Raw genomic sequence first — 14,697 nt, 5'->3', positions numbered from 1 at the left:
TTGTGCCTGCCCGGCCGCCGCGCCCGCGCAGGCGCTCGCGGATCGCGCGGGAGAAGTACGCCAAGGGCATGCCCCGCCCCGATCGACAATCAGGCGATCGGAGAGCGGCTCAGCTTCCGGCGGCGATATGGGCTGCGAGCCGGTCAGCGGCGGTGCGGGGTCCACGGCCGAGGAGTTCGGCCAGCAGAGGGCCGGCTTCGGCGAAGTAGCCCGCGCGGGCTGCCTGGTACCAGGTGAGCATGGGTCGGGCCATCTGCTCCGGCACACCGATCGCGATCTGGTCGGCGATCCACTGTTCGTCGTCCAGGACGACGCGCTTGATGGTGCGACCGGTGAGGTCAGAAGCGATCCTGGTGAAATCGTCGAAGGTGACGGCGGTCGGCGCGGTGAGGGTGACGGGGCCGTCGAAGGAGCGGTCACCGGCGAGGACGACCGCGGTGGCCTCGGCTATGTCGGCACGGTCGGTATACGGGACGGGGCCGTCTTCCGGCTGGGCGATCACGCCGGTCCGCTGCCACGGGCCGAGAACCTGATCGAGCGGACCGTAGGCGCCGTTGCGCAGTGCGGTCCAGTCGACTCCGGAGTCGCCGAGGATCGCCTCGGTGGCGCTGTGGATGTCCGACGGCCGGTACGGGTTGCCGGGGACGGCGCCCTGCTGGCTCGTGTAGACGATCCGCCGGGCGCCGGCCGCGACCGCGGCTTCGATGGCATGGCGATGCAGGCTGACCATGTCGGCGGCCGGGTCGTTGCCGGACACCAGAAGGACCTGCTCGGCACCGGCGAATGAGTCACGCAGCGCGGCCGGGTCCTCGTAGGAGCCCTGCCGCACGCGCACGCCGCGGTCGGCGAAGTGCTGCGCCTTGGCGGTGTCGCGGACACTGACACCGACCTGGTCGGCGGGGACGCGCTTGAGGAGGTGCTCGACGGTGGCACCGCCGAGCCCACCGGTGGCGCCGGTGACAACGATCATGTTCTTGACCTTCCTGAGCGCCCACGGTGTCCGAGGTGGTGGTGGGCGGAAGCGTAAGTTGACCAAGCGGGTCAGGTTCGCTTGTGTCCCCGACCGTAGGTAAGCTGACCCGGCGAGTCAAGTTACGTCGGTGGGCGGCCGGCAGGAAGAGACGGTGAGGGCCATGGCCAGTGCGGTGCCTTCGGAATCCCGGCTGCGCGCCGACGCCCGGCGCAATTCCGAGCAGATCCGCTCTGCCGCGATCGGCGCCTTCCAGGGGCAGGGCCTGACGGTGCCACTGGAGGAGGTCGCCAAGGCAGCGGGGGTCAGCAAGGCCACGATCTTCAACCGGTTCGGCGGGCGGATCGGCCTCATCGAAGCCGTCATCGAAGAGGTCGTCGCGAGCGAGCTGTTCGCCGTCATCGACCACACGCGGACCATCGACGACGTCGGCGAGCGGATCGCGTACTACCTCACCGCGATCCGCGACCTCCAGTACCGCCAGCCCGCCTTCAACGACGTCCTGTTGCAGACATATCCGCACTCGCAGCAGCTCATGGAGATCTGCCGGGTCGGAAGCGAGGCCAACGAAGAGTTCATCGCGGCGGCGCGGGCCTCCGGTGCGCTGCGGCCGGAGTTCACGGCGGACGATCTCCACGCACTCGTCGTCGACAGCGCCCTCGCCCTCAAGCACGGCAAGCGGCCCCCTCGGGACGACTACGACCGCCGCACCACGTACCTCCTGGACGGAATCCGCGGGCGCTCGTCCGCTTGTGGCGGACGATGACAGCTCCTTGCCCCGGTGTCCCGCGTCGCCCTGTGGGCTCGCCTCGCTCCGGCGCGGCGCGATCAGCCACCGCCGGCGGCGAGGCCGCGACTGGGGCAGTGGCGCGGCCTGGCCACACGAACCGACAAGCTCGCCATCGCTTACCAGGCCGCACCGCTCCTCACGGGCATCCTCGTCCGCGCCCGACGCTGACCGAAGAGGCAGAACCTAGGCCAGGAAGTCCCGCGCGATGCGCTCCGCGACCCGCTCCAGGATCGGCCCCGCGTCCGCGATGCACTTCGCCACGTCCGGCTCCACATCCGTCAGCGGGTACGCCCGCCGGATCCCGGCCCGCCCCAGCGCCTCCGCCGGCAGCGCCAGCCGCCCGCACACCGCGACGACCTCCTTGCCCGCGGCCCGCGCCGCCGCGGCGACACCGGCCGGGGCCTTCCCATGCAGGGTCTGCTCGTCCAGCGAGCCCTCCCCCGTGATCACCAGGTCCGCCCGCTCCAGCGCCGGCGCGAAGCCGAGTACGTCCAGCATCACCTCGATGCCGGGCCGGAACCGCGCCCCGAGGAGCATCGCCCCGAAGCCGATCCCGCCGGCCGCGCCGGCCCCCGGCGAGGCCGCGTACTCGGCGGCCAGGGCGCCCACGGTCTCCGTCTCCTCCAGCACCTTCGCGAAGTGCGCGAGGGCCGCGTCCAGGGCCTCCACGTCCTCCGGAGAGGCCCCCTTCTGCGGGCCGTAGACCGCCGGGGCACCCTTCGGCCCGGTCAGCGGATTGTCGACGTCGCTCGCGAGCACCAGCTCGACGGCGGAGAGCCGCGGGTCCAGCCCGGACAGGTCGGCCGAGGCCAGGCCGGCGAGGCCGCCCCCGCCCGGCGCGACCGGCTCCCCGTCACCGCCCACGAACCGCGCGCCCAGCGCCGCCAGCATCCCGGCGCCGCCGTCGGTGGTCGCGCTGCCGCCGACTCCGAACACGATCGTCCGCGCCCCCGCGTCCAGCGCGGCCCGCAGCAGCTCACCCGAGCCGTGCGTGGACGCGGTCAGCGGCGCGAGGACGCCGGCCGGCAGTTGCTGGAGGCCACTGGCCTCGGCCATCTCCACCACCGCGGTGTCGCCGCGCAGCGCGAACGCGGCCGTCACCTCGTCGCCGAGGGGCCCGGCGACCCGTACCTCCCGGCGCTCGAACCCGGCCGCGACCGCCGCGGCCACGGTGCCGTCGCCGCCGTCGGCCACGGGCAGCGCCTCGACGCCGAGGTCCGGCACGACACGGCGCAGTCCGGCCGTCACCCGCTCGGCCACCTCGACGGCCGTCAGCGACCCCTTGAACTTGTCCGCGGCGACGAGCACCCGGCGGGTCCCGTCCACTGCAGCGTCAGCCACCTTGCTCTCCCCTTGCTCTTCGAGCCTTGCGCACGTCAAGGCAGTCGCGCCGCTGCGACCTTAACCGGAGGACGGCCACGCCGTCATGCCCTGCCCGCACCCTGGAACGGCCGGGGCCGGGCGGGGCCGGGTCTCGTTACGCTTTCGGGATGACCACTCCTGACTACGCCGCCTACATCGCCGGGCTCCCCCGCGTCCTCGCCGGTGCCGCCGCTCTCTTCCGCGACGCCGAGGGGCGGGTGCTGCTCGTCGAGCCCAACTACCGCGAGGGCTGGGTGCTGCCCGGCGGGACCATCGAGTCGGAGGACGGGGAGACCCCGCGGCAGGGCGCGTGGCGGGAGACCGTCGAGGAGATCGGGCTGGACGTGCGGCTCGGCCGGCTGCTCGCGGTGGACTGGGTGAGCGGGCCGGGCCGTCCGCCGATCGTGGCGTACCTGTACGACGGCGGGACCCTGACCGAGGACGATCTCAAGGCGATCCGGTTGCAGGAGGAGGAGCTGCTGTCCTGGCGGCTGGTGCCGCGCGAGGAACTGGGCGATCACCTGCTCGGCGCCCTGCGCGGCCGGGTGCTGGCCGCACTGGACGTGCTGGCGGACGGATCCGGAGCGGCCGAGCTGGAGAACGGCCTCCGGGTCGACCGATAACCGTTCGCCGGGCGCACCCCGGCGTCCTACCCTCGACCGCATGACCAGCAAGCCCCTCGTCGCCATCCTGAGCGGCGCCGGCATCTCGACGGACTCCGGCATCCCGGACTACCGCGGGCCGAACGGGCTGTGGCGGCGCGATCCGGAGGCCGAGAAACTCGTCACGTACGAGTACTACATGGGCGATCCGGAGATCCGGCGCCGCTCCTGGCAGACGCGGCGCGGGACCGGGGCGCTGCGGGCCCGGCCGAACGCGGCGCACCGGGCGGTGGCGGAGCTGGAGCGGACCGGGGTGCCGGTCCGGGTGATCACGCAGAACGTGGACGGTCTGCACCAGCTCGCCGGGCTCAGTGCCCGCAAGGTCCTCGAACTGCACGGCACCGCGCGGAGCTGCGTGTGCACCGGCTGTCACGCCCGGGGGCCGATGGAGGACGCGCTCGCCCGGGTCGAGGCCGGCGAGGACGACCCGCCGTGCCTGGAGTGCGGCGGCATCCTGAAGCCGGCGACCGTGATGTTCGGCGAGCGGCTCGACCCGGTGGTGCTCGGCGAAGCGACCGGCATCAGCAAGGCGTGCCAGGTGTTCGTCGCCGTCGGCAGCAGCCTCCAGGTGCAGCCCGCGGCCGGACTGGCCGGCGTGGCCGCCGACCACGGCGCCCGCCTGGTCATCGTCAACGCCGAACCGACCCCGTACGACGAGCTCGCCGACGAGGTCGTCCGGGAACCGATCGGGGCCGCCCTGCCCGAGCTGCTGCGCGGGCTGGGCTCCGGGAGGGACGGAGAGGGTGACTGAGCGCGTGGACGAGGAGGTCATTCCGATCCTGCGCGTGCGTGGCCGACGCCGCGGCGGCCGTGCGGTGGTACGCGCGGCTGGGGTTCGCCGAACGGTGGGAGCACCGCTTCGAGCCGGGTCTGCCGGCGTTCGTGGAGGTCGCGCGCGGGCGGGTGCGGCTGTTCCTGTCGGAGCACACCGGGGACGCCCGGCCGGGCACCCTGGTGTATCTGCGGGTCGCCGACGTCGACGCGGTCGCCGCCGAGTTCGGCGTGCGGGTCGAGGAGGCGCCCTGGGCGCGCGAGGTCGAGCTGCGCGACCCGGACGGCAACCGCCTCCGGGTGGGCACACCGAGTGAGTGACGTGGCCGGTCCGTGGCAGCACAGCTCTCGCCCCGTCTCGCCGAGATCGTGGACGCGCTGCCCCTGACGCCCGGGGCGCGGGTCCTGGAGATCGGCTGCGGGCCGGGTGCCGCCGCGCGGGCCGTGGCGGCACGGCTGGTGTCCGGGCACGTTCTCGCCGTCGACCGTTCGGCGCGGGCGATCGCGTCGGCGGAGGCCGGCTCCGCCCGGGAGATCGCCTCGGGTCGTATGAGCGTGCGGTGCGTCGCGGCGGAGGACTTCGTCCGGGAGCCCGGTGAGGGGCCCTTCGACCTGGTCTTCGCGGTACGCGTCGGCGCACTCGACGGCCGCCACCCGGAGGCGGGGCGGCGCGCGCTGGAGCGCGTCGCCGCCGCGCTGGCGCCGGGCGGCCGGCTGTTCGTGGACGGCGGCCGGCCGCTGCGGGAGATCCCCCTCCGAGCCCCCTCTCCCCCGGCGATCCGCGGTGACTAGAAGAGCGCCGAGCCCCGTTCGAAGTCCAGCAGGCGCTGCTTGCGTTCCAGGCCGCCGCCGTAGCCGGTGAGGCCGCCGCTCGCGCCGATGACGCGGTGGCAGGGGACGATGATGCCGATCGGGTTGCGGCCGTTGGCGAGGCCGACGGCGCGGGAGGCGGCCGGGTTGCCGAGGGCGTCGGCGAGTTCGCCGTAGGTGCGGGTCTCGCCGTACGGGATCTCGCGCAGCTGGTCCCAGACCGTGCGTTGGAACGGGGTTCCGTTCAGGCGCAGGTCGAGGGTGAAGTCCTTCAGTTCGCCGGCGAAGTACGCCGACAGTTGCTCCTCCGTCTCGGCGAACGGCCCGTCGTCGGCCGCTCCGAAGGTCTCTTCCGCCGGGCGGTGGCGCTGGTCGGTCATGTAGAGGCCGCACAGGACGCCGTCCTCGGCGACGAGGGTGAGAAGTCCGTACGGGCTGTCGATGACGGTGTGCTGTTTCCGGGTTCCCACGGCATTTTCCTCACACGGGCAGGAAGTTGATCGGGTGGTTGTCGGTGGCCCACAGGTACTGGACGGCGTAGGCCCGCCAGGGCCGCCAGGCCGCCGCGCGGGCGGTGAGCGCCGCCGGTGTCGAGGGCAGACCCAGCTCCCCGGCGGCCCGGCGGATGCCGAGGTCGGTGGGGAGGAAGGCGTCGGGGTCGCCGAGGGCCCGCATCGCGATGACGTCGGCGGTCCAGGGGCCGAAGCCGGGGAGGGCGAGGAGCCGGGCGCGGGTCTCGGCCCAGTCGCACTCGACGCCGAGGTTGAGCGAGCCGTCGGCCAGGTGGGACACGAGGGTGGTGAAGGTCGTGCGGCGGGTGCGGGGCATCGCCAGGGTCTCGGGGTCCACCGCCGCCAGCGCCGCAGCCGACGGGAAGAGGTGGGTGAGGCCGCCCTCGGGGTCGTCGACCGCGTCGCCGTGTGCCGTGACCAGGCGGGCGGCGTGGGTGCGGGCGGCGGCGGTGGAGACCTGCTGGCCGAGCACGGCCCGTACGGCGAACTCCGCCTCGTCGACCGTGCGCGGGACGCGCCGGCCGGGTGCCTTGTCGACCAGCGGCGCGAGCAGCGCGTCGGCGCGCAGCTGGTCGTCGATGGCCGCCGGGTCGGCGTCCAGGTCGAGCAGGCGCCGGCAGCGGCTGATGGCGACGGTCAGGTCGCGCAGGTCGCTGAGGGTGAGGCGGCAGGCGACGTGGCCGGGGCCCGGAGTGAGGGCCACGATGCCGTGCCCGTACGGAAGGCGCAGGGTGCGCCGGTACGCGCCGTCCCGCCACTCCTCCACGCCGGGTACGGCGGTGGCGGCGAGGTGCCCGAAGAGGTTGTCGGGGTTGAGCGGGGTGCGGAACGGGAGGCGGAGGGAGAGGGCGCCGGGGGTGGTGCCGGCGAGGCGGTGCTTCGGGGCTCGGGTGCGCAGCTCGCTCGGGGAGAGCGCGTAGACCTCACGGACCGTGTCGTTGAAGGTGCGGATGGAGGAGAAGCCGGCCGCGAAGGCGACCTCCGCCATCGGCAGCGGGGTCGTCTCGATGAGCAGCCGGGCGGTCTGGGCGCGCTGAGCGCGGGCGAGCGCGAGCGGACCGGCGCCCAGCTCGGCGAGGAGCTGGCGTTCGACCTGCCGGGTGCTGTAGCCGAGCCGGGCGGCGAGACCGGGCACGCCCTCGCGGTCCACGACGCCGTCGGCGATCAGCCGCATGGCGCGGGCCGTGAGGTCGGCGCGCTGGTTCCACTCCGGTGAGCCGGGGCTGGTGTCCGGGCGGCAGCGTTTGCACGCCCGGAACCCGGCCTGCTGGCACGCCGCCGCGCTCGGGAGGAAGGTCATGTTCTCGGGCTTGGGCGGCACCACCGGGCAGCTGGGCCGGCAGTAGATGCGGGTCGTCAGGACGGCCGTGAAGAACCAGCCGTCGAAGCGCGCGTCCTTCGACCGGACGGCGCGCACGCAGCGCTCGGTGTCGGTGTGCATTCCCGTCTGCATACGTCCAGGATGGTCCACCGGCCGGGCCGGGGCTGGCGGAAATCCGACATGGACGTCGCGCTTCCTGGGCTCCGCCGGATCGCTTTCGTCGCCCCGGTCGCCCTGGCCGCCCCGGTCGCCCTGGTCGCCCCGGTCGCCCCGGTCACCCGGATCGCCATGCCGACTCGCGCAGCAGCCGCAGGCCGTTGAGGCCGACCAGCACGGTCGAGCCCTCGTGCCCGGCGACGCCGAGCGGCAGCGGCAGGTGTCCGATCAGGTCCCACAGGACGAGGACCGTGATGAACGTACCGGCGATGGCCAGGTTCTGCATTACCAGCCGGCGCGCGCGCCGGGACAGCCGTACGACGGCGGGCACGGCCGCCAGCTCGTCGCGCACCACGATCGCGTCGGCCGTCTCCAGGGCCAGGTCGGAGCCGGCGCGGCCCATGGCGACACCGGCGTGGGCGGCGGCGAGGGCGGGGGCGTCGTTGACGCCGTCGCCGACGAAGAGCACCTTGCGGCCGGCCCGCTCCAGTTCCCGTACGGCCTCGACCTTGCCCTCCGGCAGCAGGTCCGCGCGGACGTCGGTGATGCCGGTCGCGGTGGCCACGCGGGCCGCGGCGGGCGCGTTGTCGCCGGTGAGCAGGGTGGCGGCGGTGCCGGTGAGGGCGGTGAGCGCGGCGGCGGCCGGGGCGGCGTCGGCGCGGAGGCGGTCGGTGAGGGCGAGAGTGCCGACAGGGTTGCCGTCGCGGGTGACCTGGACGGTGGTCTCGGCACCCTCGGGCTGCTGAGCGCGGCCGACGTGCACCTCGTGACCGTCGACGACCGCGGTGACGCCGAGCCCCGGAGCCGCGGTGAAGTCCTGTGCGGACGCGATGCGCAGGCCGCGTCCGCGGGCGGCGGCCACGATCGCGCGGGCCAGCGGGTGCTCGCTGGGATGCTCGGCCGCGGCGGCGAGCGCGAGGAGGGCGTCCTCGTCGAGCCCGGAGCCGGGCAGCGGGCGTACGGCGGTCACCTCGGGGGTGCCCTCGGTGAGGGTGCCGGTCTTGTCGAGGGCGGCGGCGTCGATCTCGCCGAGGCGTTCCATCGCGACCGCCGACTTCACGAGGACGCCGTGCCGTCCGGCGTTGGCGATGGCGGACAGCAGGGGTGGCATGGTCGCGAGGACGACCGCGCAGGGGGAGGCGACGATCATGAAGGTCATGGCGCGCAGCAGGGCGTCCGTGAGGTCGGCGCCGAAGGCGAGCGGGATACCGAAGACCGCGAGGGTGGCGGCCACCACGCCGACCGCGTAGCGCTGCTCGATCTTCTCGATGAACAGCTGCGTCGGCGCCTTGGTGCGGGACGCCTCCTCGACGAGGGTGACGATCCGGGCGATGACCGAGTCGGCGGGGTCGCGTTCGACGCGGACGCGCAGGGCGCCGGTGCCGTTGAGGGTGCCGGCGAAGACGTCGTCGCCGGGGCGCTTGAGGACGGGCAGGGACTCGCCGGTGATGGTGGCCTGGTCGACCTCGCCGGCGCCGTCGACGACCGAGCCGTCGGCACCGATCCGCTCCCCCGGCCGGACCAGGAGCAGGTCACCGACGGCGAGGTCGGCGGTCGGGACGGTCTCCTCGCGGTCCCCTCGCACGCGGGTCGCGGTGGTGGGCGCCAGGTCGAGCAGGCCGCGCACGGAGTCGGCGGTGCGGGCGGTGGCCAGGGCCTCCAGGGCGCCGGAGGTGGCGAAGATGACGATCAGCAGCGCGCCGTCGAGGACCTGCCCGATGGAGGCCGCGCCGAGTGCCGCGACGATCATCAGCAGGTCGACGTCGAGGGTCTTCTCGCGCAGCGCCCGCAGGCCCTCCAGCGCGGGCTCCCAGCCCCCGGTGGCGTAGGCGACCGCGTAGAGCGGGCCGTACGTCCAGGCGGGGGCGCCGCCGAGGTCGAGGGGGAGCGCCAGCAGGAACGCGACGAGGGACGCCAGCGCCCAGCGGGCCTCGGGCAGGGCGAGGACGCGGGTGCGGCTGCGGGGCGCCCGGTGGACGGGCGCGGGGACCGGGGTGTGGGCAAGCGTGGTGGACACGCGGCACACCATACAGGAACAGATGAAGACTCATTCATGCATTCATGTGTGGTGAGTAGGATGAACCGCATGGGTCACGGAGCCGCCACCACCGCGCAGGACGCCGCCGCACGCGTGCGTCTGGACGCGGACAACGTCGCCAAGGTCGCCACCACGCTCCAGGCCCTGTCCACACCCTCCCGGCTGCTGATCCTGGCCCGGCTGCGCGAGGGCCCGCTGCCCGCGACCGAGTTGGCGGCGGAGGTCGGGATGGAGCAGTCCGCCTGCTCCCACCAGCTGCGACTGCTGCGCAATCTGGGCCTCGTGGTGGGTGAGCGGCGCGGCCGGTCGGTGGTGTACGCGCTGCACGACGACCATGTGGCCGGGCTGCTCGACCAGGCCGTGTACCACGTGGAGCACCTGCGGCTGGGGATCAGCGACGCGGCGGAGTGAGCAGCCCGCGCATGGTCTCGGCCGCGCGTACGGCGGCGTCCGCGCAGCAGTTGTTGAACAGCACGTGCAGCTCGTTCGTCCGCCGGGCGGCGCGCCGCAACCGGGGCACCCAGGCGGCGAGTTCGGCCACGTCGTAGTCGTACCGGAAGCGGTCCTCCTTGCTGCCCCTCCCCCAGGCCGTGCTGCGGCCGTGGAACCGTACGACGGCGAGGCCGGGACGGGTCACCGGGGCGATGGGCGGCAGTGACGCGGGCACGCCCTGGGCCATGTCCGTACCGACGGCCGACGCGCCCAGGCCGGACAGCAACGCGTGGGTGCCCTCCGCCCGTTCCGGCTCCCACCACCCCGGGTGGCGGAACTCCACGGCGAGCGGCCAGCCCTCCGTGCGCAGGGCGCACGCTTCGAGCGCCGCCTCGGCCGGGGCACCCGGGGCGAACCACGGCGGGAACTGGAACAGCACGGTGCCGAGCCGCCCGGCCTCGCGCAGCGGCTCGACCGCCTCGGCGAAGCGCCCCCACACCTCGTCCAGCAGGCCCTCACTCGCCCGCCCGCGCCTCAGCGGGCCCGGGTCGGCTCCGCGCAGGTCCGCGGGCAGGGCCTCCGCGCGCGTGGGGTGGCCGGTCAGCAGGGAGAATGCCTTGACGTCGAATCGGAAGCCCTCCGGCGTACGCTCCACCCACAGCTCGCTGTTGCGCCGGCTCGGCAACGCGTAGTACCCGGCGTCCACCTCGACGACGGGCAGCCGCGAGGCGTAGTGCCGCAGCCGCCCCTCGGCGTCCCGTCGCCCGCGCGGATACCAGCCGCTCCCGAGCAGTTGGCGGTCCGTCCAGGAACATGCTCCGACCAGTACGTCACCCATGGGAGCCCGGGTTGCCCCGGACTCCCCGTTCATCCCCCGGTCCCCCCGGTCACCCGGTCGCCGTGGGCCTGCGCGAGGCCGCCATCGCCTCCTTCACGTCCGTCAAGGGGCGCAGCCGGTAGGTGTACGCGTAGTCCCGGTCGGCGAACAGCTTGAACTCGTCGTGCGTGTGCGCGCCCCAGCTGTTGTCGCCGCCGACGCCCATCTGACGGTGGTTCAGCCGCAGGACGACGGCGTCCCTCGGCGTGAGCTGGTAGTCGTGCCGCACCCCGGCCGACAGGTCCTCCGGCGTGAAGTGGGAGGCGTTGGCCTCCAGCAGGGGCTCGCCCGAGGCGAGCAGGCCCACCCCGTCGCCGTCGGTGAGGGCGATCCAGCGGACGTCGGTCCTGTTGCCGTTCTCCTGCGGCCGGATGTACGGCGTCCACTGCTCGGCGACGGTCCCGGAGTACAGGCCGACGTCGGTGCCGGTGTTGCGGTCCCAGTGGTTCTCCTCGGGGCCGCGGCCGTAGTAGTGCAGGCGGTCCAGGCGGCGCGGCAGGAACAGCATCGTGCCGACCTCGGGGATGTACGGCAGGTTGGCGGCGCCCGGGTGCAGGGTGTTGTCGACCTTGATCTCGCCGCTGCCGAACACGGTGTACGTGGTGGTGTACGCCGACTCCACGGTGGTGGGCAGGGTGCCGCTGACCTTGATCTCGACGGCCCGGTCGCCCAGCTCCCGCACGGCGACCTCCGTGACCTTCCGCCGGGCGCCCGCGTCGCGCCAGGTCTGGTTGCGGATGTGCTGGCCGTTGCCGTGGTCGTTGTCGGTGGGCGCGCGCCAGAAGTTGGGCACGGGCCCGGAGGTGATCAGCCGCCTGCCCTTCGCCTCGTACGAGGTGATGGTGCCGGCGCGCTTGTCGACGGTGACCGAGAAGCCCCGGCCGTCGACCGTGACCTCGTCGGCGCCGTCCCGGTGGCGCAGGGACGGCACCCGGTCCAGGGGCACGGGGGCCACCGCGCGGACGTCCGCGTCGAGGGCGAGCTGCGCCCGGGCGACTTCGAAGCCCGCCTTCGCCCAGGGGGTGGCCTCCTTGGTGGTGAAGGACAGCTGGAGGAAGTACTCCGTGCCCGGTGCCGGGTCGCTCGGCAGCCGTACGGGCACGGTGATGTCCTTCCTGGACAGCGGCTCCACGTCCAACTGGTGGCGGTCGAGCCGTCCGCGCCGCAGCGCCTTGCCGTCGGCGACGAGTGCCCAGTGGCCGTCGAACTCGCGGAGGTTGGTGAACAGGTACTCGTTGACGAGCGTGACCGCGCCCGCGCCGCCGGACCGCTGCTCGACGCCGACCGCCTGGTAGACCCGCTTGACCTCGGCGGCCTTGCCGGTGTGGCCGCGGTCGGCGAGGACGATGCCGTCTGCGACGAAGCAGCCGTCGTTGGGGTTGTCGCCCCAGTCGCCGCCGTACGCGAAGAAGGTCTTCTCCTTCGGCCGCTCCCTGTCGACCTCGACGGTCTCCGCGTCGAACCAGAAGCGCACGCCGTCGTCGCCGGGTCCGCGGTCGCCCCCGGCCAGTTCGGTGGCGGTGAGGGCGCGGGCGTAGACGCGGGCGCGGCGGATGGTGCCGCTGAACTCGCGGGTCTGGTTGTCGGCGTCGGTGGCCAGGGCCAGGGAGGCCGTGTTGTTGGTGGGCCGCCGGTCGGTGGTGCGGGTCGCCCGGCGCTCGCCGTCGACGTACAGGGCGAGGGTGCCGGCCTCCGCGTCGAAGACGCCCGCGATGTGGTGCTCGCGGCCGGTCCAGTCCTCCGGCACCGTCCAGGTGGCGGTGATCCACTGACCGCCGGAGTGGATGAAGAACTCCAGCGTGCGGTTGTTCTGCTTCAGCGCGTACTGGGTGTCGCCCTTGGCGAGGATCGGCTGGTGGTAGCCGGTCACGTCCGGGGTGACCCAGGCCTCCAGGGTCAGCGAGCCGGTGAGGTCGAGGCCCTCGTCGCGGGCGAAGACCGTGCCGCCGGACAGGCCCTTGCCGCGCTCGAAGGTGCCGGAGGGGGCGAGGATCTCACCGCGCAGACCGGCGGGCCCCGCCTCGGTCAGCAGCGTGCGCCGCGGCACCGGCCAGGTCAGCGACTGGTCGACGAAGTCCCAGATCCAGCCGCCCTGGAGCACGTCGTGGGCGCGCACGACGTCCCAGTACTTCTTGAGGTTGCCGTTCGAGTTCCCCATCGCGTGGGCGTACTCGATCATGACGTACGGCCGGGTGTCGGAGGTGTCCTTCGCCCGCTGCTCGACGCGCTGCGGGCTGTCGTACATCTCGGAGCGGATGTCGCTGATCCCGGGGCGGTCGTCGCCCTCGTACTGGATGACGCGGGTGGCGTCGTAGGAGCGGATCCAGTCGTGCATGGCGGTGAAGGTGCTGCCGCCGCCCGCCTCGTTGCCCAGCGACCAGATGACGACCGAGGCGTGGTTCTTGTCGCGGTGGACCATGTTCTGGGCGCGGGCCACGCAGGCCTCGGTCCAGTCGGGGTGGTCGCCGGGGTACTCCTCGCGGATGCCGTGGGTCTCCAGGTTGGTCTCGTCGACGAGGTAGAGGCCGTACTCGTCGGCGAGTTCGTACCACAGCGGGTTGTTCGGGTAGTGCGAGGTGCGGACGCTGTTCATGTTCATCCGCTTGATGATCTCGATGTCCTCGACCAGGTCGTCGCGGGTGAGGGCGGTGCCGCGGTCCGGGTGCATCTCGTGGCGGTTGGTGCCCCGGAAGGAGACGGGCTTGCCGTTGATGCGCATCAGCCCGTCCGTGAGCGCGAACTCCCGGAAGCCGACCCGGTGGGACAGGGTCTCGACGACCTTGCCCGCCGGGTCCCGCAGGCGCAGTACGGCCGTGTAGAGGTGCGGGTGCTCGGCCGACCACAGCCTGGGCTTCGGTACGGCCTTCGTGGCCCGTACGGTGACGTCCTGGCCGGCGCCGACCGTGCCGAGGTCGGCGGACTGGTTCAGCGGGCGGGACCAGACGGCGTGGCCGCGCGCGTCGTACAGCTGGGTCTCGACGGTGTACTTGCCCGCGTCGCCGCCGCCGTCGCCGTACGCCCGCACGCTCGCGGTGACCGCCAGCTCGGCGTCCGTGTACGTGTCGTTCAGCGGGGTGTCCAGCTTGAAGTCGCGCAGGTGCACGGCCGGCGTGGAGTACAGGTAGACCGAGCGGAAGATGCCGCTCAGCCGGATCATGTCCTGGTCCTCCAGCCAGTCTCCGTCGGAGTAGCGGTACACCTCCACGGCGATCTGGTTGGTGCCGGGCTTCAGGTGGTCGGTGATGTCGTACTCGGACGGGGTGAAGGAGTCCTCGTCGTAGCCGACCAGTTCGCCGTTGATCCACACGTAGTGCGCGGACTTGACGCCCTCGAAGTGCAGGAAGGTGCGGCGGCCCGTCCAGTCGCGCGGGACGGTGAAGGTGCGCCGGTACTGGCCGACCGGGTTGTAGCGGGTCGGCGCGGCGGGCGGCTGCGGGTCCTCGCCGCGGCCGTTGGGGCCCCAGTACGGATAGGTGATGTTCAGGTAGATCGGGTAGTCGTGGCCGTGCATCTGCCACACGGACGGCACCGGGATGGTCTCCCAGTCGCCGTCGTCGGTGTCGGTGCGGTGGAAGTCGGCGTCCCGGTCCTCGGGGCGGTCGGCGTAGGCGAACTTCCAGGTGCCGTCGAGACCGAGCCGGTAGGGCGAGCGGGTGCGGTCGCCGGCGAGGGCCGCTCTCACGTCCGCGTACGGCATGAGCGTGGTGTGCGGTGGCTCGGTGCCGAGCCGGAAGACACCGAAGTCGTTCCACTCCGGGGGCTCGTCGGCCGCCGCCCGCCGGCCTGCCGCGTGCGCCGCGACGGGCGACGCGGACAGGGCGAGCGCGCCGAGAACGGCGGCACTGCCCTCCAGGAGGCGGCGGCGACTGACGACCGGGCGGGACGGGCGGGCCGGGGATCCGGCGGGTGACACGGGCGAGTGCGGCATGACCGTGGCCTTCCGTGGGCTTCGGGGGCGGCTCAACGCACGGTGCTGTGAGAGCAGTTGATGTGGAG

General features: G+C 73.4%; 12 protein-coding genes and 2 pseudogenes. 7 read left to right on the top strand and 7 right to left on the bottom strand.

Annotated features, from left to right (window positions below; translation table 11 throughout):
* Positions 1 to 109 precede the first annotated feature (109 nt).
* Positions 110 to 970 carry an NAD(P)H-binding protein gene (locus ACFW48_RS15980; protein WP_386315003.1) on the bottom strand — a complete coding sequence of 287 codons (861 nt, stop codon included), beginning with the start codon at positions 968 to 970 and terminating at the stop codon, positions 110 to 112.
* A 163-nt stretch (positions 971 to 1,133) separates the two neighbouring features.
* Here ACFW48_RS15980 and ACFW48_RS15975 point away from each other — a divergent pair, with 163 nt between their 5' ends.
* Positions 1,134 to 1,736, top strand: coding sequence for a TetR/AcrR family transcriptional regulator (locus tag ACFW48_RS15975; RefSeq protein WP_386315000.1), 603 nt, complete (start codon positions 1,134 to 1,136; stop codon positions 1,734 to 1,736).
* An 87-nt stretch (positions 1,737 to 1,823) separates the two neighbouring features.
* Positions 1,824 to 1,928, top strand: a pseudogene (locus tag ACFW48_RS15970) (IS5/IS1182 family transposase); the annotation flags it as partial.
* Positions 1,929 to 1,943: 15 nt separating this feature from the next.
* On the opposite strand, the gene ACFW48_RS15965 reads toward ACFW48_RS15970, so the two are convergent.
* On the bottom strand, positions 1,944 to 3,101 hold the full coding sequence (locus tag ACFW48_RS15965) for a glycerate kinase (RefSeq protein ID WP_386314997.1): 1,158 nt from the start codon (positions 3,099 to 3,101) through the stop codon (positions 1,944 to 1,946).
* Positions 3,102 to 3,250: 149 nt separating this feature from the next.
* Between ACFW48_RS15965 and ACFW48_RS15960 the strand changes: the two genes are divergently transcribed.
* The 4 genes and pseudogenes from ACFW48_RS15960 (at position 3,251) to ACFW48_RS15945 (ending at position 5,347) form a co-directional block, all read left to right on the top strand.
* Entirely contained in the window at positions 3,251 to 3,745 is a 495-nt protein-coding gene (locus tag ACFW48_RS15960) for an NUDIX domain-containing protein (RefSeq protein WP_386314994.1), read from the top strand.
* A 40-nt stretch (positions 3,746 to 3,785) separates the two neighbouring features.
* Entirely contained in the window at positions 3,786 to 4,535 is a 750-nt protein-coding gene (locus tag ACFW48_RS15955) for an NAD-dependent deacetylase (RefSeq protein WP_386314991.1), read from the top strand.
* 4 nt (positions 4,536 to 4,539) lie between these two features.
* Positions 4,540 to 4,876 (top strand): annotated as a pseudogene (locus ACFW48_RS15950) (glyoxalase superfamily protein).
* Positions 4,877 to 4,888: 12 nt separating this feature from the next.
* Entirely contained in the window at positions 4,889 to 5,347 is a 459-nt protein-coding gene (locus tag ACFW48_RS15945) for an SAM-dependent methyltransferase (RefSeq protein ID WP_386314988.1), read from the top strand.
* On the opposite strand, the gene ACFW48_RS15940 is transcribed toward ACFW48_RS15945, so the two are convergent.
* The 3 genes from ACFW48_RS15940 to ACFW48_RS15930 form a co-directional block, all read right to left on the bottom strand.
* Entirely contained in the window at positions 5,344 to 5,835 is a 492-nt protein-coding gene (locus ACFW48_RS15940) for a methylated-DNA--[protein]-cysteine S-methyltransferase (RefSeq protein WP_386314984.1), read from the bottom strand. The two genes, ACFW48_RS15945 and ACFW48_RS15940, sit on opposite strands and share 4 nt — an antisense overlap.
* Positions 5,836 to 5,845: 10 nt before the next feature.
* Positions 5,846 to 7,330 (bottom strand): AlkA N-terminal domain-containing protein, encoded by a 1,485-nt coding sequence (locus ACFW48_RS15935; RefSeq protein WP_386314981.1) that lies wholly within the window; start codon positions 7,328 to 7,330, stop codon positions 5,846 to 5,848.
* 142 nt (positions 7,331 to 7,472) lie between these two features.
* The gene (locus ACFW48_RS15930) at positions 7,473 to 9,383 is read right to left on the bottom strand and encodes a heavy metal translocating P-type ATPase (RefSeq protein ID WP_386314978.1); all 1,911 of its coding nucleotides are present in this window, start codon (positions 9,381 to 9,383) and stop codon (positions 7,473 to 7,475) included.
* A 57-nt stretch (positions 9,384 to 9,440) separates the two neighbouring features.
* Between ACFW48_RS15930 and ACFW48_RS15925 the strand changes: the two genes are divergently transcribed.
* The gene (locus ACFW48_RS15925) at positions 9,441 to 9,803 is read left to right on the top strand and encodes a metalloregulator ArsR/SmtB family transcription factor (RefSeq protein ID WP_019328613.1); all 363 of its coding nucleotides are present in this window, start codon (positions 9,441 to 9,443) and stop codon (positions 9,801 to 9,803) included.
* Here the strand turns inward: ACFW48_RS15925 and ACFW48_RS15920 are convergent.
* Both ACFW48_RS15920 and ACFW48_RS15915 read right to left on the bottom strand, forming a co-directional pair.
* Positions 9,784 to 10,662, bottom strand: coding sequence for a DUF72 domain-containing protein (locus tag ACFW48_RS15920; protein WP_386314976.1), 879 nt, complete (start codon positions 10,660 to 10,662; stop codon positions 9,784 to 9,786). The two genes, ACFW48_RS15925 and ACFW48_RS15920, sit on opposite strands and share 20 nt — an antisense overlap.
* A gap of 49 nt (positions 10,663 to 10,711) precedes the next feature.
* The gene (locus ACFW48_RS15915) at positions 10,712 to 14,629 is read right to left on the bottom strand and encodes a glycoside hydrolase family 2 TIM barrel-domain containing protein (protein WP_386314973.1); all 3,918 of its coding nucleotides are present in this window, start codon (positions 14,627 to 14,629) and stop codon (positions 10,712 to 10,714) included.
* Positions 14,630 to 14,697 lie beyond the last annotated feature (68 nt).

This window comes from Streptomyces sp. NPDC058812 (assembly GCF_042744565.1).
Taxonomy (GTDB): domain Bacteria; phylum Actinomycetota; class Actinomycetes; order Streptomycetales; family Streptomycetaceae; genus Streptomyces; species Streptomyces thinghirensis.
The sequence above is the reverse complement of the archived record's forward strand: the minus strand, read 5'-3'. Positions and strand labels throughout refer to the sequence as shown.

Excerpts from the sequence above, each read along its gene's own strand:
- ACFW48_RS15930 (WP_386314978.1), bottom strand. The coding sequence starts at position 9,383 with ATGGTGTGCCGCGTGTCCACCACGCTTGCCCACACCCCGGTCCCCGCG.
- ACFW48_RS15925 (WP_019328613.1), top strand. The coding sequence starts at position 9,441 with ATGGGTCACGGAGCCGCCACCACCGCGCAGGACGCCGCCGCACGCGTG.
- ACFW48_RS15920 (WP_386314976.1), bottom strand. The coding sequence starts at position 10,662 with ATGGGTGACGTACTGGTCGGAGCATGTTCCTGGACGGACCGCCAACTG.
- ACFW48_RS15980 (WP_386315003.1), bottom strand. The coding sequence starts at position 970 with ATGATCGTTGTCACCGGCGCCACCGGTGGGCTCGGCGGTGCCACCGTC.
- ACFW48_RS15975 (WP_386315000.1), top strand. The coding sequence starts at position 1,134 with ATGGCCAGTGCGGTGCCTTCGGAATCCCGGCTGCGCGCCGACGCCCGG.
- ACFW48_RS15955 (WP_386314991.1), top strand. The coding sequence starts at position 3,786 with ATGACCAGCAAGCCCCTCGTCGCCATCCTGAGCGGCGCCGGCATCTCG.
- ACFW48_RS15960 (WP_386314994.1), top strand. The coding sequence starts at position 3,251 with ATGACCACTCCTGACTACGCCGCCTACATCGCCGGGCTCCCCCGCGTC.
- ACFW48_RS15915 (WP_386314973.1), bottom strand. The coding sequence starts at position 14,629 with ATGCCGCACTCGCCCGTGTCACCCGCCGGATCCCCGGCCCGCCCGTCC.
- ACFW48_RS15935 (WP_386314981.1), bottom strand. The coding sequence starts at position 7,330 with ATGCAGACGGGAATGCACACCGACACCGAGCGCTGCGTGCGCGCCGTC.